The sequence below is a fragment of the Streptomyces sp. NRRL B-1347 genome, assembly GCF_000720325.1.
GTDB lineage: Bacteria > Actinomycetota > Actinomycetes > Streptomycetales > Streptomycetaceae > Streptomyces.
Window position 1 is genome coordinate 56164 of sequence record NZ_JOJM01000030.1, and the last position, 21496, is coordinate 77659.

At 69.9% G+C, this 21496-nt stretch carries 22 protein-coding genes; 7 read left to right on the forward strand and 15 right to left on the reverse strand.

Going from position 1 to position 21496, the window contains the following annotated elements; genetic code table 11:
- Positions 1-2: 2 nt before the first annotated feature.
- The 3 genes from IG74_RS54730 to IG74_RS0124445 all read left to right on the forward strand — a co-directional run bounded on the left by IG74_RS54730 (position 3) and on the right by IG74_RS0124445 (position 1576).
- Positions 3-143 (forward strand): carbohydrate-binding protein, encoded by a 141-nt coding sequence (locus IG74_RS54730; RefSeq protein WP_420709936.1) that lies wholly within the window; start codon positions 3-5, stop codon positions 141-143.
- Positions 118-744 carry a TetR/AcrR family transcriptional regulator gene (locus IG74_RS0124440; protein ID WP_037825987.1) on the forward strand — a complete coding sequence of 209 codons (627 nt, stop codon included), beginning with the start codon at positions 118-120 and terminating at the stop codon, positions 742-744. The genes IG74_RS54730 and IG74_RS0124440 overlap by 26 nt, the downstream gene beginning before the upstream one ends.
- 91 nt (positions 745-835) lie before the next feature.
- Complete coding sequence (locus IG74_RS0124445) at positions 836-1576, forward strand: class I SAM-dependent methyltransferase (RefSeq protein WP_030681248.1); 741 nt, start codon at positions 836-838, stop codon at positions 1574-1576.
- 64 nt (positions 1577-1640) lie between these two features.
- On the opposite strand, the gene IG74_RS0124450 is transcribed toward IG74_RS0124445, so the two are convergent.
- Entirely contained in the window at positions 1641-2441 is an 801-nt protein-coding gene (locus IG74_RS0124450; protein ID WP_030681251.1) for an SDR family NAD(P)-dependent oxidoreductase, read from the reverse strand.
- A 239-nt stretch (positions 2442-2680) separates the two neighbouring features.
- Between IG74_RS0124450 and IG74_RS0124455 the strand changes: the two genes are divergently transcribed.
- Positions 2681-2989: a hypothetical protein gene (locus IG74_RS0124455; protein ID WP_030681254.1), complete on the forward strand. Its 309-nt coding sequence runs from the start codon at positions 2681-2683 to the stop codon at positions 2987-2989.
- 125 nt (positions 2990-3114) lie between these two features.
- Here the strand turns inward: IG74_RS0124455 and IG74_RS53500 are convergent, their stop codons facing one another.
- Together IG74_RS53500 and IG74_RS0124465 are read right to left on the reverse strand one after the other, a co-directional pair.
- Entirely contained in the window at positions 3115-3552 is a 438-nt protein-coding gene (locus IG74_RS53500; protein ID WP_234334436.1) for a hypothetical protein, read from the reverse strand.
- A gap of 97 nt (positions 3553-3649) precedes the next feature.
- Positions 3650-3997 carry a hypothetical protein gene (locus IG74_RS0124465; protein ID WP_324607512.1) on the reverse strand — a complete coding sequence of 116 codons (348 nt, stop codon included), beginning with the start codon at positions 3995-3997 and terminating at the stop codon, positions 3650-3652.
- Positions 3998-4143: 146 nt separating this feature from the next.
- Here IG74_RS0124465 and IG74_RS46145 point away from each other — a divergent pair, with 146 nt between their 5' ends.
- Positions 4144-4635 carry a glycosyltransferase gene (locus IG74_RS46145; protein ID WP_051855243.1) on the forward strand — a complete coding sequence of 164 codons (492 nt, stop codon included), beginning with the start codon at positions 4144-4146 and terminating at the stop codon, positions 4633-4635.
- A gap of 40 nt (positions 4636-4675) precedes the next feature.
- Positions 4676-5509: an NmrA/HSCARG family protein gene (locus tag IG74_RS0124475; protein WP_030681263.1), complete on the forward strand. Its 834-nt coding sequence runs from the start codon at positions 4676-4678 to the stop codon at positions 5507-5509.
- A 58-nt stretch (positions 5510-5567) separates the two neighbouring features.
- Here IG74_RS0124475 and IG74_RS0124480 read toward each other — a convergent pair whose 3' ends face one another.
- The 3 genes from IG74_RS0124480 to IG74_RS0124490 all read right to left on the reverse strand — a co-directional run bounded on the left by IG74_RS0124480 (position 5568) and on the right by IG74_RS0124490 (position 8614).
- The gene (locus IG74_RS0124480) at positions 5568-6605 is read right to left on the reverse strand and encodes a vWA domain-containing protein (protein WP_030681266.1); all 1038 of its coding nucleotides are present in this window, start codon (positions 6603-6605) and stop codon (positions 5568-5570) included.
- A 234-nt stretch (positions 6606-6839) separates the two neighbouring features.
- Entirely contained in the window at positions 6840-7313 is a 474-nt protein-coding gene (locus IG74_RS0124485) for a DUF4231 domain-containing protein (RefSeq protein WP_234334437.1), read from the reverse strand.
- Positions 7314-7759: 446 nt separating this feature from the next.
- Positions 7760-8614, reverse strand: a complete 855-nt coding sequence (locus tag IG74_RS0124490) for an alpha/beta fold hydrolase (protein WP_030681272.1) — start codon at positions 8612-8614, stop codon at positions 7760-7762.
- A 103-nt stretch (positions 8615-8717) separates the two neighbouring features.
- Here IG74_RS0124490 and IG74_RS0124495 point away from each other — a divergent pair, with 103 nt between their 5' ends.
- Positions 8718-9131: a winged helix-turn-helix transcriptional regulator gene (locus IG74_RS0124495; RefSeq protein ID WP_030681275.1), complete on the forward strand. Its 414-nt coding sequence runs from the start codon at positions 8718-8720 to the stop codon at positions 9129-9131.
- Positions 9132-9808: 677 nt separating this feature from the next.
- On the opposite strand, the gene IG74_RS0124500 is transcribed toward IG74_RS0124495, so the two are convergent.
- The 9 genes from IG74_RS0124500 to IG74_RS0124540 form a co-directional block, all read right to left on the reverse strand.
- A complete protein-coding gene (locus IG74_RS0124500; RefSeq protein ID WP_030681278.1) occupies positions 9809-10996 on the reverse strand; it encodes a serine hydrolase domain-containing protein in 1188 nt (395 codons plus the stop codon).
- A gap of 274 nt (positions 10997-11270) precedes the next feature.
- Positions 11271-12320 (reverse strand): LLM class flavin-dependent oxidoreductase, encoded by a 1050-nt coding sequence (locus IG74_RS0124505; RefSeq protein WP_030681281.1) that lies wholly within the window; start codon positions 12318-12320, stop codon positions 11271-11273.
- 396 nt (positions 12321-12716) lie between these two features.
- On the reverse strand, positions 12717-13517 hold the full coding sequence (locus IG74_RS0124510; RefSeq protein WP_234334438.1) for a hypothetical protein: 801 nt from the start codon (positions 13515-13517) through the stop codon (positions 12717-12719).
- 191 nt (positions 13518-13708) lie between these two features.
- Positions 13709-13918 (reverse strand): hypothetical protein, encoded by a 210-nt coding sequence (locus tag IG74_RS46150; protein WP_037825971.1) that lies wholly within the window; start codon positions 13916-13918, stop codon positions 13709-13711.
- A gap of 173 nt (positions 13919-14091) precedes the next feature.
- Complete coding sequence (locus IG74_RS0124520; RefSeq protein WP_051855247.1) at positions 14092-15909, reverse strand: ABC transporter ATP-binding protein; 1818 nt, start codon at positions 15907-15909, stop codon at positions 14092-14094.
- A complete protein-coding gene (locus IG74_RS0124525) occupies positions 15906-17636 on the reverse strand; it encodes an ABC transporter ATP-binding protein/permease (protein WP_030681289.1) in 1731 nt (576 codons plus the stop codon). The genes IG74_RS0124520 and IG74_RS0124525 overlap by 4 nt, the downstream gene beginning before the upstream one ends.
- Positions 17636-19927 carry a YcaO-like family protein gene (locus IG74_RS46155; protein ID WP_158857741.1) on the reverse strand — a complete coding sequence of 764 codons (2292 nt, stop codon included), beginning with the start codon at positions 19925-19927 and terminating at the stop codon, positions 17636-17638. The genes IG74_RS0124525 and IG74_RS46155 overlap by 1 nt, the downstream gene beginning before the upstream one ends.
- A gap of 1055 nt (positions 19928-20982) precedes the next feature.
- Entirely contained in the window at positions 20983-21315 is a 333-nt protein-coding gene (locus IG74_RS51135; protein ID WP_158857743.1) for an IS3 family transposase, read from the reverse strand.
- A complete protein-coding gene (locus IG74_RS0124540; RefSeq protein WP_234334439.1) occupies positions 21279-21464 on the reverse strand; it encodes a hypothetical protein in 186 nt (61 codons plus the stop codon). Before IG74_RS0124540 ends, IG74_RS51135 begins: the two co-directional genes overlap by 37 nt.
- Positions 21465-21496 lie beyond the last annotated feature (32 nt).

A 21496-nucleotide genomic window follows, 5' to 3' on the forward strand; every position in this document is an offset into this window, starting at 1 on the left:
CGGTGTGCACCGCCGGTCAGAGGGTCTCGCACGAGGGACACACCTGGAAGGCCAAGTGGTGGACGACGGCTCCACCGCCCCATGATCCGCGCAACAGCGCCCCGTATGCTCCTGACCATGAGCACTGCACACCCCGCCCGTAGGCGTGACGCCGCCGCGACGCGCGAGGCGATCCTCGCCGCCGCGGTCGTGGAGTTCACCGAGCACGGGTACGCCGGGGCCGGGGTGCGTCAGATCGCCGAGCGGGCGGGGGTGACGGCGATGATGATCAACCGCTACTTCGGCTCGAAGGAGGGCCTGTTCGCGCAGGCCGTCGCTCGTTCCTTCGCACCGCCGACCATCGTCGGCGACGAACGCACCACCGGCTTGGCGGATGCCATCGCCCACACGCTCACCGAGCGCACCGCCTCCGACGCGGAGCAGCTCGATCCGTTCCTACTGCTGTTGCGCTCGGCACCGGATCCGGAGGCGGCGGGCATCGTCCGGCAGGGCGTGGAGGCCAACGTGGGCGCCCGTCTGGCAGGGCTGCTCGATGGCTCGGACGCCGACGTGCGCGCGCAGCTCGCCCTCGCGCTGGTCGCCGGTACGTGGCTGCTGCGCAGCGTGGTCGGTACCACCGCGCTCGTCACGGCTGATGAGGCCCGCCTCACCGCCCTCCTCACCGACATGCTCGAACCGGTGATCCGCGAGGCGGGCGGTGGCGCCTCCGCGTCCGGACCCGGTCTCGACGGCGCCGACAGCTAGGGCTCGTCTGGCGGTACGTGGGCCGGGCCGAGGGCCGGTCAGCGCCGTAATCGTGTTGACCGCCCCCGGCAGGCAGTGCTGGAGTCGGCGTGTGGACAGCATCCCCGCCAACCGGCGGCTCTGGAACCGGATCAGCAGCGCCTACCAGCACGAGCACGACCCGCAGATCGGCGCCGCACCCCGGCTGTGGGGCATGTACTCCGTCCCCGACGCGCACCTGCGCGCGCTGGGCGACGTCACCGGCAAGCGTGTCCTGGAACTGGGCTGCGGCGCCGGCCAGTGGTCCAGGGCGCTGGCCGCCGAGGGCGCCGCCGTGGTCGGGATCGACCTGTCCGAAGCCCAACTCGCCACAGCCGCGCGCGCGATGGGAGCATCCCGCTATCCGCTGGTGCAGGGCGCCGCCGAACAGCTCCCCTTCGCCGACGGCAGCTTCGACCTGGTGTTCTGCGACTTCGGCGGGCTCAGCTGGGCGCCTCCGCACCTGGCAGTGCCGCAGGCCGCACGCGTCCTGCGCCGAGGCGGACGTCTCGTGTTCAACGTCGCCAGCCCGTGGTTCGAAGCGTGCTACGACGAAGCCGCAAGCCGCGTGACCACGACGCTGCGGCAGGACTACTTCGGGCTGAACACCATCGCCGAAGGCGACGACGCGACCAGCTATCAGCTCACCTACGGCGACTGGGTCCGGGTCCTGCGCGGCGCGGGCCTCGTCATCGACGACCTCATCGAGCCGCGACCCGAACCCGGAACACCCAACGGCTACAACGAAACCGACCCACCCGACTGGGCCCACCACTGGCCCGCGGAACTCCTCTGGGTCACCCACAAACCGTAAGTCCCGCCACACCGAGACGTGCAGGCCGTCCGCCGTCGGCACGCGGCGGCCGCGGCGTGCGTGCTCAGAAGGCGGAGCGGATGAGCCCGCCGTCGACGCGGATGGTGGCTCCGCTGATGTACTGGGCGTACTCGCTGCACAGGTAGGCGACGGCTGCGGCGATCTCCTCGGGTTCGCCGAAGCGTTCCTGGTCGTTGGGGATGAGGGCCTGGACGGCGTGGGGCTGGATCTCGTCCCAGGTCCGGCCCCAGCCGCGGGCGGGCCCGATGCTGGTGACGAGGTCCTTGGTGGCCTCGACGAGGATCGCTCCGGGGGAGACGACGTTGGACGTGACGCCGGTGCCCTTGAGTTCGCGGGCGAGGGAGACGGCGAGGTTGTGCCGTGCGGCCAGGGTGGCGTTGTACTGGGGGTGGGTGTTCATCGGCTGGGAGGCGAGCCCGCCGCCGATGGTGACGACACGGCCCCAGCCGCGTTCGCGCATGGCGGGGACCAGCTGCTGGATCATCCGGACGCCCGAGACGACGTTGACGTTGTAGGTGTCGCGCCACTCGTCCGGGGTGGCTTCGGCCCACGACAAGTGCCGGTAGAAACCAGCGTTGTTGACGAGGATGTCGACGGATCCGTCCGCGGTGGCGGCACGGGCGACGTCGGCGGCGCCGCGGTCGTCGGCGAGGTCACCGACCACCACGTCGGCCGTCCCACCGGCCTCCCGGATCTCCTGCGCGACCTTCTCCGCCCGACCCTCGTCCCGCCCGTGGACCACGACGGCGGCCCCTTCGACCGCCAGCAGCTTCGCGGTCTCCATGCCTAGCCCCGCGCTCGAACCCGTGACGAGCGCGCGCTTACCGGTCAGGTTGAGATTCATCTCGTGTTCCCTCTCAGAGGCCCGCTCACGGGCCCGCGTGATGTGGTGCTGCGAGCTTTCTGACACGTAAGTCTACAGCTGTAGACTTATGGTTCGGCAAGACCGACCCGGATGTCGTAGTGGTGGGCTGGCGCGGACTGGCCGGAGAGCATGCGGGACCCGGCGGCCGTCGATCGCGACGGCAAGCTGGTGCGGCACCTCTCGGCCGAGGTCTGCGGGGTCTCATTGATCATGGGGGGATGGCCGCATGGATGCGTTGTTACTGGGACGAGGAAGATCTGTGGTTCTACTTCGAGCTCGACACGGCGGGGTGGGTCACACGACAAGTCGAGCTTCAGGGGCCGCGGCTGATCCCGATCGCGGCGGCTTGTCTCGTCGAGTGGCAGCAGGCCCGTGACGCCGGCCGCCTGGCCGCGTACGAGAGCAGGTTCGGGTTCACGGCCCAGTCGCCGGTCTCTGAGTGGGAAGGGCATGATCCGCAGCCCTTGACCCGTCGGGAGTTCGAAGAGGTCTGGGACAGGGCCCGCCGGCTGCTGGCGGGCCAGTAGTGGCTGCGGGCGAGGGTGTGGACGTCGCGCCCGCCGGTGGTGGGTCCGGGCATCCGAGCTCACCGGTCTGCCGCTGGCCGACGCGTTCGCAGTGGTGCTCGTTGACCCAAGGTCCCCAGGAGCGGCTACACCTGCTCCTGGTACACCCTGATCTCGGCGGGCTTGAGGGTGTGGATCGTCGCCCAGGCCCCTTGCCCGCTCAGTCTCGCGGCCCACTCGTTGAGATCGTCTCCGCCGCCGTGGAAGAACCACGAGTCGAAGCGTCCCAAGGCCCGCAGGAAGGGTGAGGGTCCGTATCGAAGCTCGCAGTGGACCTGTACGTAGTGGTCGTGATCGCCGTAGCCGTCGGCCATCTCGAACTGTCGGGTGAAGTCCATCGTGAACATCGCAGGACCGTCAAACGAGTAGGTCCCGTACTGGAACAGCAGACCATCGGCATCGGGTGCGTCCGGAACGTCGAAGAGCAGTCGGCCGAAGCGGAGGAAGGCAAGCCAGGCGTCTTCCGCATCCAGGTCAGTAAGCGGACGCTGCCCCACTCCCAGCTCGCCCTCGAGCAGCCCCACGGCCTCGTCTGTCGACGGTCTCCGCGCAATGAACGTTCTCCGTACGTTGATTGGTGGCCCAGGAGGCCGGGTGTGGCTGACTAGATGTCGGATCAGGTCAGAGGTCTTCCTCAACGAGGCCGAACCCCTCAGGGAAGCCCTCCAGGAACGCGCGACGCGATGGGTCCGCCTCCTCCGCGGCCATCGAACCGAGCAGATCGATGAACTCGATTCGCTGATCACCCGAAAGCTGTGTCACCAGATGGGCAACACCCTCCAAGACCTTGACCGCATCATCCGGGTCCATCTGGTCGTCCTCGCACCCCTCGACGAACCAGAGAACATCGACCAAAGCCTGCGCCAGAGCATGGGCCAGCGACGAGTACACAGACATCGGAAAGATCTCCCACCAGGCGGCTGACAGAGCGATGTCATCCCAGCACATGCCACTGACATCGCTGTCCATGAGCTGACCACGCGACTGAGTCAGAACCGAAACTCGCCGACAAAGCCATGCTGGTCAGCGGGAGGGGGGAGGGGCAACAGCTTGACCAAAGAGATAGGGGCACACCCTCCCCGCGTCTGCGTCACGCTGGGTACCACGGTCCCCAGGTGAACGGTGTCGGCAGCCTGGAGAACGTGCTGGAGGCCGCCACCGGCACCGACACGGAGTTCGTACTCGCACTCGGTGACGACCCGGACCTGAGCGCCCCGGGTGCGCTGCCCGGCGACGTGCGGGTCGTCGGCTTCACCCCCCTCAGGACCCTGCTGGCCACCTGCGACGCGGTCATCCACCACGGCGGCGCGGGGACCACCCTGACCTCCTCGCACGCCGAGGTATCGCAGCTGGCGATGCCGCACAGCGCCGACAACTGGCTCAACGCCGCTGTGACCGGGCGGTGCGGGCTCGGCCTGAACCGCGAACCGGGCGACGTGGGCACGGCACTGACCAAGACCCGGCTGCACGACGACACCCCGCGCGCCCCCGTCCGCGGCGCCCGGCCCCGGCCCCGGCGAGCTCGTGCCGCACCTCGTGCACCTGGCCGAAAGGCGACCCGGGTCACCCCAGTGCGCCCCACCAGCCTTGACCTCAATTTCACTTGAGGTTCAAGACTCTCCTCAACAACCAACAAGGAGTGGGACGTTGAGCGAAAACAAGATTGTCCTCGTCCTCGGCGCCACGGGGAACCAGGGCGGCGCCACCGCCCGAGAACTGCTCTCGCGGGGATGGACCGTCCACGCCTTGGTGCGCAACCCCGACAAGCCCGAGGCGCAGGCACTCAAGGAGCAAGGCGCCGTACTCGTGCAGGGCGACCTGGACGACACCGAGTCACTGCGCCGGGCCATGACCGGCGTGTACGGCGTCTTCAGCGTGCAGTCACTGGGCTGGGACCCGCAGACCCTCGAAGCCGAAGTCCGCCACGGCAAGGCCGTGGCCGACGTGGCCAAGGAGAGCGGCGTCGCGCACCTGGTGTACACCTCCGTGGAAGGAGCCGAGCGCGACACCGGCATCGACCACTTCGAGACCAAGGCCGAGATCGAGCGGCACATCGCGACCCTCGGCATCCCGACGACGGTCCTGCGCCCGGTGTTCTTCATGAACAACCTGCTCGGCTACGCCGACGCCGAGGGCGAGCGGCTGATGGAGCTGCCGGTCAAGCCCGACAAGCCGATTCAGCTGATCGCCTCCGACGACATCGGCCACTTCGCCGCCGACGCCTTCGACGACCCGCAGGAGTTCATCGGCAAGAAGATCGGACTCGCCGGCGACGAGATCACGTTCACCGAGATCGCCGCGGTCTACGAGCGCGTCACCGGTACGCCGAGCCGCCTCGAGCCGCAGCCCATCGAGGACCGCATGTTCGTATGGTTCGCCGAGGAGGGCTACCAAGCGGACATTCCGTCGCTGCGCCGTCGGCACCCGGGCCTGATGACCCTGGAGCAGTTCCTCACCCGTCGTCTGAAGCCCGCTTCCTGACCCGGGCGAGTAGCCCCGCCAGCCGCACGGCATGACCGGTCGGCGGGGCTTGACGGCATCAGATCAGCAGCAGCCGCGTGTGCGCGACCAGCTTCCGGTTCACACTGGTGCTCTGCACGAAGATCGTGAAGTCGTCGTTGTGGTCCGGCTTCACGCGCACCTCCCTGTCCGGCAGGCCGAGCAGCGCCCGGGCCTCCGGCCCCATGAACACCCGGTCCGTCTTCTTCTCAAGGACCGCTATCTGCTTGCGCGCCTGGATCTTCTCCGACTTGCTCAACTGGTAGAACGCGCCACCGGTGCGGTACGTGTGTCCGCACTCGACGACCCACTCCCGTATCCCCGCTTCGCGCGCCACCGGAATCAGCTGGTACGCCGACGGATCGGCCGGGGTGAGCCCGGCCGCCTTGATGGTGTCCTCGTTGACCGCCTCCGCACCCGTGGAGAACACCGCCCGCGACCCCCGGATGCCCTGCGCGCGGCCCACCATGAACTTCTCGGTGGCCTCCTGGATCACCTGCCCGGCCTCTTCCAGGCCCTGCGTGCTCGTGGCGTCCCAGACAGCGATGTTGTCCTTCGGGAAGCCGCACTGCATGGCCTCGCGCTTGCCCATCTGGTCCGGCACCAGGACGGCCAGCGTCCAGTTGTCCTCCTGCGTCTCGATCATGTCGGCCACCGCCTGCACCAGGGCGCGCGGATCCGTGGCAGGGGCATCCGGGCAGCGATGGCTGACGTTCTCCTGGCCGTCGGTCAGTACGAACGTCAGGAAGCTGTGATCCCCGTACAACTGGGCCGTCTGCGCCAGCTCCCGCTGCGACTTCAGCGTGGCTGCCAGCAGCGCCGTCATACCCCCCGCTCGGTACAGCTCCTTCAAGGACGGCATGCGCAGCACGTCCTTGTCGTACACGACGCACTCCACCGTGTCCGCGAAGACGTACACCGTGACCCGGGTCTCCTGGTCCAGCTCCTCCGAACGGCGGGCCAGATAGGCGATCTGCTGGTCGGCCACCTCGACGACCTTGCCGCTGAGATGCGACATGGACGAACTGGCATCCAGCACAAGAGCAACGTGATTGATGTAGTTCTGACTTCCGGACATGGCCGCCCCCTCTTCCGACTCGATGCACCCACCGTCTCACCCACCACTGACAATCGCCTCTGACCAGGGACGACCTCGAACACGCCGACTGCGCGAGGCCGTCACGAGGTGCCGTGCCCGCCGAAGCCGCCACCCACGGACCCGCCCTCACCTCTGCCTCCGTGTGGGGACCCCGGCGGAGCCTTCGGCGTCCGACGGCCGCGGCGCCGGGGCGCGTCGGCGCTCGCTGGCCGGTCAGGGACTGATCTGGCCTTCGGGCGCGGCTGTGCCCGCGAGGCCGCGACGGCCCGCTGCCCAGCCCATGACGTCGGCCGCGGCCACCTCTTCGATCCTCGCCAGGAGCCGCTCTCTGGCCGCCTGGTCGCGGTCCTCGCCAGCCAGGAGCTTGTACCGGTTCACTTCCAGGCGCAGCGTCGTCCAGCTCTCCGCGGCCAGTACCCAGCGGTCGACGTGCTGGAAGACCTGCCGGAACCCGCCGATGAACACCGCCGCTCCGGCCAGGCACGCCGTGACCACCGCGGGTGCCTGCACACCGGCGGCGACCACCGTCGCCGCGCCGGTCAGCAGGGCTGTCAGTTCGGTCAGCCGGTGCAGGCGCCGCGCGCGATCACGCGCATGCGCATACCAGGCCAACTCCGCCTCGGCATAGGCGAGCAGAGCGTCGTGTCCTGCCGTCGGGCTCGGCGGCTGTCGTCGTTGTGGGCGCACTCGCACATGATGCCGAACGTTTGCCGCGGGCCGCGGCGAAATACCGGACCGAGAGTGCGCACTGTCCGCGCGATGCCCCTTGGCCCTTCCGACAGTGGGACGACGCCGACCTCAGGGGGAGGTCGGCGTCGCCTCTCCGTACTGGAGACCCCTGCTCGGCCCCAAGACGACGGGCTGATTCGCACGTTGGCCCTGCCCACCCAGATCGATACCGGGATCCCCCGTCCAGCCGGGGCGTCCGAGACGTACAGCCGCAGGCTCGGCCCACGACGGGACCCCGGCGGGAGCCCTGATGAGCGAGTGGCGAGTCCACTTGGAGGAACAGGCGCGCCAGGAGACCGACGCGAACGTACTGCGTGATCGCCGGACGCCGGCAGTCGAGACTGTGCGGGGAGCGTGCGGAACACACCGTGGGGCGTGTATCGGAAGTCAGCCCCCGGCCACGGTCACCCTGCTTTCGCGTCCTCACCGGCCAGGAATGGACGCAGCAGCGTGAGCAGGGCGTGCGGGCGGTGCAGCGGGATGATGTGGCCGCAGTCTTCGATGACGTGTCCGGTGAGATCGTCGGCGACCGGGCGGAGCTGGCGTTCCAGCGCAGCACCGACGGGCCGGGCGCCCAACGCCATCGTCGGCACCGTCAGGCGGGCGCTGCCCCAGAGCGCCTGCTCGATCTGTGCCGCGCTCTGGGGCAGCGCCCGGTAGTACGAGAACGCGCGGCTCAGCGCCTGGCGGCCGGTGTATGCGCGGACGAAGGCGTCCCGGAGGGCGGGGCGTACCCCGTCGCCGAGCGTGCCGGCCCGCAGGAACCAGTCGACGTAGGCGGCCTCGTGGCCCTCCAGCACGGTCTCGGCAAGGCCGGGCTCGGCGCAATGGAAGCCGAACCACCACGGCGGCCCGTCGGCGAGGAAGTACTCGGCGCCGGGCAGCCTGCCCAGCAGGGATTCCATGACGACCAGGCGCCGGACGAGACCGGGGCGACGCAGGGCGAGGAGGAAGGCCGGCGCGGTACCGGCGTCGATGCCCACCACCGCGGCCGAGGACACGCCGAGCGTGGTGAGGAGCGCCGCGGCGTCCTCGGCCAGGGTGCCCGCGTCGTACCCGGAGGCGGCCGGGCTGCTCGCGCCGAACCCGCGCAAGTCGGGCGCGATGAGGCGGTAGCGGCCGGACAGGTCGGCCATGACGTCGGTCCACAGCTCCCAGGTGTGCGGGAATCCGTGCAGCAGCAGTACGGCCGGGCCCGATCCGCAGAGAGCGACGTTCAGTTCGACACCGTTGACGGGGACGCGCCGCAGCTCGGGCATGGGCAGGCTCCAGGTGAGTGGTGAGGAATGGTGACCAGGTCACGCTAGGGAACTATCCTGGGCCGTCCAAGACGGCACTTTCCCTTCAGGTGGTGAGCCCCGAGTGACCACGTCCAGGCCCGGCGAACGCGGCCGGCGGCCCGGTGAGCGGGGTGACCTGCTGGATCCGTACTGCCCGACCCGCCAGCTGCTCGACCGTATCGGCACCAAGTGGACGTCGATGGTGGTCAAAGTGCTGGCCGAGGAGGCTCCGGACGAGCTCCGCTTCGCGGAACTGCGGCGCCGCATCCCGGGCATCTCACAGAAGATGCTGTCCGTCACCCTGCAGAGTCTGGTCCGCGACGGCCTGGTCGCGCGCCGCGTGGAACCCACCGTGCCGCCCGCCGTCCACTACCGGCTCACCGAACTCGGCCTGTCCCTCGAAAGACCGCTCTCCGCCCTGCGGGTCTGGGCCGAGACGCACATGCCGGAAATCGACCGCAGCAACCAGCTCGCCGACGGGGCACCCCCCGACTAGAGCGTGTGCAGGCCTGTACGTGGTGACGCCACTGCCGGGCGTCGCTGTCGTGTATTCAGCCGCGTGTACCCAGCCGCGTGCGAGGTCGGACTGATCACTGAGGCGGGGTGGAGGGTCTCGTCGGTCAGGGGGGAGAGCGGGCCCGGCAGGTGGGGCAGCGGTTGCTCGGGTGTGTCCTCGGGGCCGATCAGTACAGCGCTGCCGGGCAAGGCGGCAGCCATGACGGCGCCTGGCCGTGGACGACTACGGCATGACCGTCACGGACGGCGGCGCCACCCAGTACATGTGGCACACGATCCGGCCACCGGCACGCGCTGGCCCATCACGTGACGGCCCACCAGCCCCCGTGGCGCTGTGCCGCATGCGCGCAGCGGATGTACAGGCCCTGGTTGAGCCGCTGACCGCCGCCGCAACAGCCGACACGGAACGGCTACCGCGACGACGCCACCGCCAGGAGCCCTCCTGCAGTGCGCCGCCTGAGAGACGGCAGCTGACCCGCTGAATTCCGGGTGCACACACCCACCGAGTGTGTGAACGGGTGTGCGTGGCCGGACCACCTCGGCCGGCCACGCCTCGACCCGCCACGCCTCGACCCGCCGTCCAGGCGACGTCCTCCCCGCCCGCACAGCAGGGAGCTTCAAGCCCGGCGCCGGACCAACGTCTCAGAGCCCTCGACGCTACTCACGCCCGGCCCGCCCCGGGAACTTGCCGCAGAACTCGGCCTCCACCACGTCGGTGTACATCGAGCCGCCGTCCCGCAGCCAATCGCCGTTGATGTTGAACGTCAGCTGGTGTGTGCCGTCCGCCGTGCCGACCATCGCCGAGAGCGAACCGTTCGTGCGGCCGCTCTTGCCCACCACCTGCACCCCGCAGGACAGCTTCGCGAACTCGACGCCGAGCCCAAATCCGAGGGCCCCTGCGGCCGGCACCTCGCGGAGCATCTCCTTCAGCTGGGCTTTCGGCAGCAACGCGCCACGCATCAGGGCGCGTTGGAAGCGGTTGACGTCGTCGGCGGTGGAGATGATGTCGCCTGCAGCGCCCAGCCAGGTCATGTTCTGCTCGGTGGCGTCGACCACTGCGGCGTCGGGAGCCTCCTGGTGGAGCCGGGAGTACCCGACGGGGTGCGGCTTGGGCAGCTGTGGCGACGTACCGGGGAACGACGTCCCGCGCAGCTTCAGCGGGACGATGATCCGCCGGGTGACCTCCTGCGCGTACCCGCGGCCCGTCGCCTTCTCGATGACCATCCCGGCGATCACGTAGTTGGTGTTCGAGTACAGCGGCGACTGCTGCGGGTCGGGGTGCGGCGGCTGCTTGAGCGCGACCGCCACGAGCTCTTCGGGGGTGTGGGTGTCGTACCGGTGCGCCGGGAATCCGGGGCCCGAGGAGTTGTGGGCGATGGCGGGGTCGTCGGTGTAATTGGCGATGCCGCTCGTGTGGTTGAGCAGCTGACGCAATGTGATCGTGCTGCCGTCGTACCCGTTGCCCTGGACCAGGCCCGGCAGCCACGACTCGACGGTGTCGTCCAGGCTCAGCCGCCCCTCCGCCTCCAGCTGGAGCAGGACGGTCGCGATGAAGGTCTTGGTGATGCTGGCCCCACGGAAATGCTCAGCCGTCGATCGCTCGCGCCCCGTGGCGGTGTCGGCGTACCCGGCCGTGGCGGACCAAGTCCCCTTGCGGTCCCGGACCTTGGCGACAACCCCGGGCAGCTCCCCCTCCTCGACCAGCGCCCGCAGCGCGGCCCGGGTCGCTTCATGCCCGCGATCCGCCCGCTCCGCCGCGTGCGCCGAGGGAGCGACGGCGGCCGCCCCCAGCAGCGCGACCACCGCCATCGCGAGTGAAGTGGTACGTGCAGCCCGCTGCTTCATGGGTGTTGCCTCCAGGTCGTCGTCTCCGAGGGGGCAGGTGTGCCCCTGTGGTGCGTGTGACGTCGGCCCCGGGCTGCACGGTTGAATGATCGGGGCGAAGACGGGACCGTGGTACGACGCGAACAGCACCAGGGGCCTACCAGATCCCGTCTCGTCCCACCCGGGCACGATGCCGCCGAACCTCGGGGCGGCGGCCTGCAGCGTCGGATGCGTGTTCCTCGGCAGGGGGCTACGAAGCCCGCCGGGCGATCCGACGGCCGTCCCCCGCCGCGTGTCAGGCCAGCAGCCGCGCGAGCTCGGCCATCTCGGTCTCCGGGTCCACCACGGGCTGGATCACCAGCTCGTCGACCCCCGCCTTCTCCAGCTCGTTGATCCGCTCGATGACCTCGCCCCTGGTGCCGACCAGGCCGAACTTGTCCACCAGGGAGGGCACGATGAGCTCGCGGTCCTCGGGGGAAAGGCGACCCAGGTAGTTGCGGTAGAGCGCCTGGTGAAGCTTGGGATCGGTGGGGGTGGTGCCGCGCAGCTGGAGCAGACGGTCGACAGCCGCGGCCTCTTCCGGCGGGAGGATCGCGCGGAAGGCGGGGTTCTCCGCGCCGAGGATCAGCGCGCTCAGCGCGATGTGCCCCATCGCGTCCTTGACCGCATCGCCGTAGCGGTCCTCGCCGTCGGCGAGGACGTGCAGGGAGGACATGAGATACGAACGGCTCTTCTCGGCGTTGCCCGCATCCCGCGCCGCCGCCGTCCGCCGGGCCTGGCCGAGGGCGGACCAGGCCGCGGGGTCGTGCATCCCGAAGGAGATCACTCCCGCGCCGAGCCGCCCGGCGACCGCGGCGGCCTTCAGACCGAACGCGGCCACGACGAACTCCACCGGAGCCTCGGTGTTGACGTACGGCCCGACGTGCAGGAACCGCACCCTGCTTGACCGGGCCCCCTCCCGGTAGTCCGCCTCGCGGCCCGCGGTCAGATCCTGCAGCGCGGCCGTGAACGACTCCAGCTCCGCCAGCTTCACAGGCCGCATGCCGAGCGTACGCCGCGCCGTGTTGCCGGTGCCGACCCCGCAGACGATGCGGCCCGGGGCGAGGGCGTTGAGGCTGCTGAGGGCCGCCGCCGCGGCGGGCGCGGAACGCAGCGCCGGTGAGGTGACACCGATGCCGAGCCTGATCCGGTGGGTGGCCTGGGCGCAGAGCGCGAGACTCACGAACGGATCGCCGTGGAGCATCGGCGTGTCGTACACCCAGAAACTGTCGAAGCCGAGTTCCTCCGCACGAGCGGCCAGGTGTTCCACACCCGGCCTTGCTGTCATGACGATGCCGGTCCGCATGGCGACTCTCCCCGCCGTCGAGTGAGGTGACTGAACCACTCCGGTTGCCGTTCGCTGCCGTCCGTGGCCCCCGGCCATGCTGCCCCGCGCGCCGGCGGTCCCACCACAGCGATTTCCGGACCGGCAAGGTACCGCGCGAACACGGGGGACTTCCTGCGGAGCGCTCACCGGTGGCACAACAACTGGCCACTGGTTAGGGGGGCGTTGAGGTGGATGATCATCACAGGCGAAACGATCGACATCGAGTCCGACGCCGACGAGGCCGTTCCTCGACCGCGAGCCTCCGGCCGGAGCAGCCGAGTGGGGCCGGAGCAGCTGAGTGGCCCGTGGGGCTGAAGTCGCTGGGACTGCCTGATGCGACCCCTGGCCCAAGACCCGCGTGCGGCGGGCCGCCGATCAGCCCGCCGGCTTGTCCAGATCGAGGACCTCACCGGTCGGCGGCTTCGCCTTCACCGGCTCGTCGTAGTCGCTGAAGGTCAGCGAAGTCTTCTCCGTCTTCCCGCCGGATACCTGATCAACCTTCAGGAGGTACGGTTTGCCCTCTGTGGCGACGTAGTGCGTGATTTCGTCCCTGCCGTAGCTGTCGATGAGCTTGATGGCGGGGGTGCCGTCGACCGTGCTCGCGCCGCCTCTGAGTGCCGCGGCGCCGAGGTTCTTGTATGTGGCGAGCTGGTTACTGAGATCACAGAACTTGGCCATGGCCTTGCCCTCTGGGCTTGTCGTGCTCGTCTTTGCCCAGCGGTCCGCAAGGAGGTCTACGGCGGCTTCGACGTCGGCGGCCGACTTCTTGCCGCCTGTCGCGCGCAGGAACCCCTCGTCGTACTTCCGGTAGACGGTATTGCCGAAGATGATCAGCTTCATGGACCCCGTGTGGGTCTTGCCGATCGTGCCCGTGCACGTGCCAGTGGTGTCGAGAGCTATGTCCAGTGAGTCCAGGCCGGTGTCCGCGCCGGTGGCCTCGCCCGTGATGCGGAGCGACTGGGCGCCTGAGGTCGCCTCGACGGCCTTGGCGGCGATCTCAGCGCCGGACAGGCCGGCGAAGGGGTCCTTCGGCTTGCTGTTCTGCGTGTCCGAGGCCGCTTTCGCGGATGCGTTCTTGCTGTCCTCACCGCCGCAAGCCGCCAGTCCGACCACCGCGGCGGTGGCCAGGCAGGACGCGGCGATCGCGGTACGGCGCAGACGCAGGTGGTGACGCATGAGATATCCCCGGGGAAGTCGTTCTTTGGGGACACCTCCCCTCGTGGCGCGGGGCCCGACCGCGCGGGGCTGAGCATACCCGGACAGATCATCCGAGGCTTGACGCCGACTGCGCTGTGACCTGCACCGTGATCCTGCTGAACGTAGCCACGACCGTACGCACCTCACGGCCAGAGTCCAAGGACAACTACTCAGGCGGCGCGCGTGTAGCGGTCGGCCCGGCGGGCGGTGGGCTGGGTGCGCTGGGCCGTCAGGCGGGCCTCGGCTGCTTCCCGGCCGAGCGCCCGGAGTGCCCGGCGGCGCGGCCTGGCGGCCTTGAGGGCTTCCCGTACGAGGCCGTGGCGCGCGGCCTGGGCGGCGAGTTCGGCGGTGCGGAGCTGGTGGAGTTCGTAGTCGTACATTTTCGTGTCCCCCTGGGTGGTGGTGCCTTGCTTTCTGCGATGACTCCACTTTCGTTTCCCAGGGGGGTGCGGCACATCGGGAAGGTTCCGCATCTTCCCGCAGGGTGGGGCCTTAGGCGCACCGGGGAGGGGCCTTAAGAGCTCGTAGAAGTAGAGGTAGGAGGTGGATGAGCTCAGGTCGGGGCGGGTCCGTGGTCGGGTGCGGGACCGTCGGGGCGGCGAGGGGTGTCGACGACGCCGTCGTGCTGGGAGGCGATGAGCCGGGCGTAGACGCCGTCGCGGGCGAGCAGGTGTTCATGGGTTCCCGATTCGGCGACCTGGCCGCGGGTGAGGACGACGATGCGGTCGGCGGAGCGGATCGTCGACAGGCGGTGGGCGACCAGGAGCGTCGTGCGTCCGGCCTGGAGGCGTTTCATCGCGGCTTGCAGCAGCGCTGTGTTCTCGGCGTCGAGGTTGGAGACCGCCTCGTCCATCACCAGTACGGGCGCGTCGCGCAGGAACGCCCGGGCGATGGCGATGCGCTGGCGCTGGCCGCCGGAGAGCTGGGCGCCGCGTTCGCCGATGACCGTGTCGTAGCCGTACGGGAGTTCGCTGACGAAGTCGTCGGCGATGGCCCGCCGGGCGGCCGCCACCACCTGGGCGCGGGTGGCGCGGGGGCGGCCGATGCGGATGTTCTCGGCCACGGACGTGTTGAACAGATACACCTCCTGGGGCACCAGCGTGATGAGCTCGCGCAGGTCGGCCTGGGGAAACGCGCGTACGTCGTGGCCGCCGACCGAGACCGAGCCGAGCCGGGCGTCCCAGAACCGCATGAGCAGGTGGGCGCAGGTGGACTTGCCCGCGCCCGAGTGGCCGACCAGGGCCACGGTCTCGCCCGGTGCCACGGCGAAACTGACGTCGTGCAGGACATCAGGGCCACGCGTGCCGTAGCCGAAGGTCACATGGCGGAACCGTACGTGCGGCTCGACGGGCGAAGGGGGCGGCCGGGAGGTCAGATCGGTGACGGTGGGCGGGGCGTCGAGGACGGTGAAGACGCGGTCCGCCGCGGCCCGTACCGCGCCGAAGTTGCGGGCAGTGGCAAGGATGTCGTTCAGCGGGGCGAAGCAGTAGACAGCCAGGATCACGGCGATGGGCAAGGTGGTCGCGGCCAGCCGGTGGTCGGTGACCAGCAGGGAGCCGGTGACCAGGACGGTGGCCATGCCGAGGGTGACCAGGGCGTCCGCCGCGGAGTGCTCGGCACCGGACCTGCGGCCGTGGGCGAGCTGGACGCGGTAGAGGGCGGCCCCGCCCCGGCCGATGCGCTCCAGCCAGGCCCTTCCGCGGCCGAACGCCACCAGTTCGCGGAGCCCCTGCACGCCGTCCACGACATCGGCGTTGACCTCGCCGAGCCGCGCGCGCAGCTCCCTGCCCTGAGCGCCGGACCGGGCGGCCAGCCACACCGGGACGGTGGCGATCGCCGCCAGGAAGGGCAGGACGGCCACCAGCAGCAGGGGATGCAGAGTGGCGAGGACGGCGAGCGCGCCGAACGGGACGACCACGGCGACCAGGAAGCTGATCACGGTGTGGGCGAAGAACTCCTCCGTCAGCTCGACATCGGCCATCACCGTGGAGGCGAGGTCCCCGCTGCGGCGGCCCAGCAGATAGGCCGGTGCCAGGCGCTCCAGCGCCTCGTAGACCTGAACCCGCAGTACGGCCAGGATGCGGTACGCGATGTCGTGGACCATCCACATCTCGGCCCATGCGGCGGCGGCGCGCGCGAGCACGAGAGCGCCGAGCAGGACGACACTCAGGCCGACGGCCCGCGCCGAGTGGCCGGTGGCGGCCAGGCCGACCAGCCAGACCGCGGTGACCGCCGCGGCGATCCCGCACGCCTGGTCGGCGATCCCGACGAGCAGCGCCAGGATCAGCCTGCGCCGGAAGCCCTTCATGAAGGGCAGCAGACCGGTCAGCGCCCGGCCGTGCGGCGCGGGCCGCGCGGCGGCGCGCGTCATGGCGCCGCCTGCGCGGCGACCATGCGGGCGTAGTCGCCGCGCCGCACCAGCAGACTTCGGTGGTCGCCGACCTCGGTGACCCGCCCGCGGGCCAGGACGGCGATGCGGCCGGCGTCGCGGACCGTGGACAGGCGGTGGGCGACCACCAGGGTCGTCCGCCCCCGGCTCAGCCTGCCCAGCGCCCGCTGGATGTCGGCCTCCGCCGCGGCGTCGACGCTGGAGGTGGCCTCGTCCAGGATCAGCACGGGCGCGTCCTTCAGCAGGGCCCGGGCGATCGCGATGCGCTGCCGTTCGCCGCCCGAGAGCGTCAGGCCGCGTTCGCCGACCGGCGTGTCGTATCCGGCCGGGAGGGCCTCGACGAAGGCGTGCGCACCGGCCGCGCGGGCCGCCTCGCGCATCTGGGCCGCGGTGGCGTCGGGCCGGGCGAGCCGCAGGTTGTCCGCGACGGTGCCGTGGAAGAGGTACGTGTCCTGACAGACCACGGCGATCGTCTCCCGGAGCGTGGCCAGCGGCAGTTCACGGATGTCCTGACCGTCGACGAGGACCCGCCCGCCGACGGGGTCGAAGAAGCGCAGGAGCAGCGAGACCAGCGTGGTCTTCCCGGCGCCCGAGGGACCCACGACGGCGAGCGTCCGGCCCGCTTCGAGCCGCAGGCTCACCCGGTCCAGGGCGGGCGCCAGGCGGTCGGCGTAGGCGAAGGTGACGTCCTCGAACTCGACGACGGGAGGCCGCCCGGTCCGCCGTGGCGGCAGGGGAGCGGACGGCTCGGGCGTCTGCGGCACCGCGTCGAGGAGGGCGTGGATGCCCGAGGCGGCCGAGACCGCGGTGTGACCGGCATGCCAGAACCGCGACAGCTCGATGAACGGCCGGAAGCACTCGAACACCAGGAACAGGACGACGTACAGACCGGCGAGGTCCAGCGCCCCCTGAGCCAGGCGCAGCGCGCCGACGCCCACGCTGAGCGAGGTGCCCGCCGCGACCCCGAAGGCGGTCAGACCGGTGTCGACCAGGGAGATCTTCATCTGGGCCATCGTGGAGCGGTACAACACCTCGGCCCGCTCGCCCAGTTCGGCCCGGTGGCGCTCACCGGCGTTGAACGCCTTGAGCGTCGTCAGGCCCTGCATGGTGTCGAGGTAGGCGGCATCCAGCGCGGCGTAGGCGTCCCAGTGGGCCTGTCCGCGCTCGCCCAGCAGCCGGTCCCACCAGCGCGGCGCCAGCGGGACGAACACCACCAGGACCGCCACCAGCGCCCCCACGACCCAGTCGATCCACGTCAGGTAGGCGACCAGAGCGGCCGGAGCGAGCAGGCAGACGGCCAGTTGCGGCAGATAGCGCGCGTAGTAGCTCTCGACCGCCTCCACGCCGTCCACCAGCGCCGACTGCACGGTGCCCGTCCGGGTCCTGGTCAGATGGCCGGGCCCCAGGGCCAGCAGATGCGCGTACAGGCGGCGGCGCAGCCGCAGTTTGGTCGCGGCCGCCGTCCGGCTGACGCACAGTTCGCGCAGCTGCAGCAGCGCGGCCCGTACGGCCACCAGCGCGAGGACCCCGGCGACCTGGGGGATGCTGGCGGTCCACGGCCGGTGCTCGCTGACCTGCTCGAGGACGGCGGCGACCAGCAGCCCCTGGCCGACGTAGGTGGCGGTCACGCCGAGCCCCACGGCCACCGCCGCGGCGATGTGCCAGCGCACAGCGGTGGCCAGCTGAAGGAGCCGGCGGTGGAGCAGCATCAGGCGTGCGGCAGCGGGAAGTAGTTGAGTTCCTCCTCCGTCAGCGGCCGCTGACGCCAGCCGAGGGTGACCGCCATGTCCTGGATGCGCCGCTTGCCGAGGAAGGGGAACGCCGCCGGGAAGTTGGGGACCAGGCCGGGGATGAGCACCCTGACCACACGGAAACCCGTCTTGGCGACGTCGTGGGTGGTCACGTCCACGTAGATGATCTCGTAACCGCGCTTCTCGACCACGTCCCGGTACGTGGCCAGGGTGCGGTCGGGCAGCCGCGGCAGTGCGCTGACCGGGCGGCTCGTCGGGGTGTCCACCCAGGGCCGCACCACCTCGGTGGCGCGCGGGTCGAGGAACAGCTGCTGCTGGCACAGCAGGTCGTTGACGTCCCGGAAGTCCTTGGCGTAGTCGTCGAGGTAGGCGCGGTCCTTGCGCCAGGGCTTGACCATGGCGTTGGTCCAGCCGGCCGCGACCGCCTGCCGGAACAGGCCCTCGGGGTCGTCGAAGTCCCGGGTGCCGTCCTGCAGGGTGAGCGCCTCGCCCCAGGCCTTGCGGGCGGCGTCCACCGGGTCGGGCCGGGCGCCGAAGCCGATGGTGAACAGCTTCTCGATGTGGTTCTCGACCACCCCCGCCAGGACCGGCACGTCGAACTCGTTGTCCAGCTGGATGAGCCAGGCACGCTGGCCGAGCTCGGCGGGCCGCCCGGCCCACAGCGCGGCGAGCTCGGGGGGCGCCTCCACCTTGGGCAGCGGCTGGCGGTTCATCCACCAGATCATGGTGGCGTCCCGCTCGATGACCTCCTCGATCCCGGAGACCAGCGCGGCATCCAGGGTGTGCCCCGCGGCGAGCCCCGGATAGTAGAGGAAGTTGGTGGGCGGCACGTTCGCGTACTGGTCCATGTACCAGTTGACGTACACCAGACTCGCCGGCACCCACACGGGCCGGTCGGCGGTGAGCGAGTGGCCCGGCACCCAGTGCGTGGTCCGGTCATGGGTGAACCGCACGAACGGGAAGCCGGGACTGTCGTACAACCGGTCCGAGTACAGCACCAGGCGGTCCGGGTCGAGCGCGGATTCCCCCGCCCGCTCCAGCTCCTGGTACGAGGCCTCACGGACATCCACGGTCTCGGTGATGCAGTTCCCGCAGTACCGCTCGACGGCCTCGCCGATCGCGGCGCTGCGGGCCGCCCGGAAGTTGCGGAACGCGGTGCCGCCGCAGACCACGTTGTTGGCCCAGGTGTACAGGCGGCGCATGTCGGCGACGTTGGTCTGCACGGTGACCAGCCGGTCGGGGACGGAACTGTCGTGCTCGAAGATCTGGTGCGAGGCGATCAAACCGGTGCGGTTGTCCAGCAACAGCCGCTCGTTGAAGGGCGGCGTGTCGTCGTCGAGCGGCCGGTCGGGCAGCGGAAGCACCGGGTGGCGGGCGACGGTCAGCTCGACCGGATCGAGTTCGATCTCTGCCCACAGCGACCACGCGGTGACCCCGGCGACCCAGCGCTCGACGTCGATCAGCAAGTAGGACAGCATCCACAGCAGTTCGGACGACGTCGGCCCGCACCCCGCGCCGAAGACGGCCTCGCCGGTCAACGCCGCATGCACATCCGGCCGTTCGGCCGCCGTCAGCCGTCGGCCCAGCAGATCCCGGTAGTCGGGCGTGCGTCCGGGCGCGACGGTCGGACCGGCCCAGCCGCGGCCTTCACTGAGATGGAACGACGACCACAGCACCCGGTGCTCGGCGCAGAAGTCGTTCAGCGACTCCAGATAGCCGAGGTCGAAGCGGTCCCGCAGGGCGAGCACCACCGGCTTCCCGGCCGGATGTGCCGCCAGGGCGTCCGCGAGACCTTCCCTGGAGGACACCTCGATGGAGGCGAAGTTGGCGGTCACCGGGCAGAGGCGGGCGACATCGGTCAGCTCCGCATCACCCGTGAGAATCAGCGGCGTGGCGCCCACGCGCCCAGGATCGGGCCGCGCCCCCTGCTCGAACCGCAGCCAGTTGGCCTCACCCGCGAAAGGCTCCTCCACACTGAGCCCACCGAGCTCCGTGAGCTTCTCCAGAACTTCGCGGTAGCCCGCCGGATCGGAGGTACCGCGCACGATCTCGTCGACGGGGGTCGCACCGTCACAGCGGTCCAGGACCGCCGCGACATCCTCAGGCGCCGCCTTGATCTCGAAAAGGCCGCCCCTCGGGGCAATGGCGAGCGTGTGCCGTGCCGCGCCCGGACGGGGCCAGACAAGCGGCCGCAACTCGACGCACACCATCCGGGGACAGCCGATTCCGGTGGATTCATTGACGGTCAACGATTCCTCCATCCCACGAAGATCCGGGAACCGCCGACCGGCGATTCCCGGAACCCGGCACCTACTTCTCAGTCATTCCAGGTGAACACAGGAGCGATACTCGAGTGGTTGTGACTCGGGGCCAACATCCTCCGAGTGCGGTGGAATTCAATGTGTACGATCATTCGGTCCTCCTCACGGACATGCGGCTCCCACCACGGATGTCGCCGCATGCTAGAGAGGGTGATCGGCCGATCGGGCGCCGCACATACGCATTTGGGCGTAGGCGCCCGGAGGGCGTGCTATTCCCGACGTCTGCGTATGACTCGCTCCTGCACGTCATATGCAATAGCGTAATCGGTGCCATGGGGTGACGTTATGGGTCGTGTGGAATTCATGACCCCCGACGTGGGAATACGCGGACCGTCCCTGACATCCTCTCGTCAGGCTTTGGCCACCCGGCCGAATCACGTCGGCGTGACCCAAGTGCAGCCATGTAAGGGAAAAGCGAGTGTGAATCGGCAGGCGAGTGGGGTCACTTCTGCCTCGCGGATACTTGGCCGATTCACGGCAGTGGGCGAAATGGCATCCACGCCCCACAGCGCGGCATCCCGTTGCGCGTCGGCATCGTCGACGCCGTGCGTGTTGTCGCGGTGGCTGCCTACCGGCAATGTCCGGGAGCGAGGCCTGGCCGCGATCCTGAGCAGCAAGGCATGGACTGTTAATCCCCTCGCTGCGTGGAGACGATCTATGCGGCCAGTCCCTCGGCGAGGGTGGCTCGGTAGTCACGTTCGTAGTCGATCGGGCTCGTGAACCCGCATACGCTGTGTAGCCGCCTGGCGTTGTAGAAGTCGGTGATCCAGGTGGCGATCCTGATCCGTGCCTCCGTGCCTCGGTGCGGATGGCGAAGGTGTGCCGGTAGACGTACTCAACCCTGAGGACGCTGTTGAACGCCTCGCTCACGGCATTGCCGAAACAAGATCCGACTCTGCCCATGGACTGGACCACGCCGAGCTTGCGGCAGGCCCGCCGGAACTTCCCCGAGCAGTATTCGCTGCCCCTGCCCGTATGCGTGATCACGCCACGGACGTCGCCACCCGCCCGGCCAGGCCGAGTTCGGCCATCAGCTTGGCGACGGTGTTCACCGAAACCCGCCATCCTCGGCAGATCAGCTCGATGAACACCTTCGGCGAGCCGAAGGTGCCGCCCGAGTCGCGGAAGATCTCCTCGATCTCCTCTGCCAGGTGCTGTCGGCGTATCTCCCGCGCGGTGGGCGGACGGCCGCGCCACTTGTGGAACCACGACTCCGACACCCCCAAAGCGCGGCAGGCGGCTCGGTACGGAAACTTCTGCTCGGCCTTGCAGCTGCTGATCACCCCGACCGCGACGGCCGGGTCAGCGTCAGCCACTTCACCCACAAGGCCACGAATCGCTTGCACACATCACGCTCCATCTCCAGCTCGCGGATGTGCTTGTCCTTCTCCCTCGTCTCGGCCCGCAGCCGCTCCAACTCCGACCGCTCACTCTCCCGCAGCCGACCACCAGGCGGCTCGGCCACCGGCCGGTCCGACGAAGGAGCCCGTCGCCCGC